This window comes from Blastococcus sp. CCUG 61487 (assembly GCF_005222955.1).
In the GTDB taxonomy this organism is placed as follows: domain Bacteria; phylum Actinomycetota; class Actinomycetes; order Mycobacteriales; family Geodermatophilaceae; genus Blastococcus.
This window is the reverse complement of record NZ_LWUA01000134.1, coordinates 1-363: the sequence shown is the minus strand read 5'-3', so window position 1 is coordinate 363 and position 363 is coordinate 1. Positions and strand designations below refer to the sequence as shown.

At 80.4% G+C, this 363-nt stretch carries 1 protein-coding gene; it reads right to left on the bottom strand.

Features of this window, described 5'->3' with window-relative positions:
• Positions 1 to 363 (bottom strand): hypothetical protein (locus A6V29_RS20775; protein ID WP_349642944.1); only part of this gene is annotated, 363 nt, incomplete at both ends.

Below are 363 nucleotides of genomic sequence, written 5' to 3'. Positions count from 1 at the left end.
GCTCGGGGTGCCGGGCGAGCGGGTCGAGGACGCCGGCCAGCTCGCTCGCGCTGTCGACCGGGTGGGTGAGGTGGTACTCCAGCAGCACGTCGGCCAGCTGGTGGACGCCGGGGCGGCCGGCGACAGCGGAGATCCGGTCGGCGCGCGCAGCGGCGGCCGGCACCGCCCCGGGCGACGCGGCCACCGCCACCCCCATCACGGGAGCCGCCAGGTCCGGCGGCGCGGCCCGCTGGGTCAGCTGCTGGACCGGGAACGAGGCGGGCAGCAGGACGAAGCCGCCGACCTCGTCGCGCAGGCTGAGCGCCCGGCTGCCGGCGCGGGCGGCCGCCTGGGCCAGCACCCACCGCACGGCCCGCGGGCGTC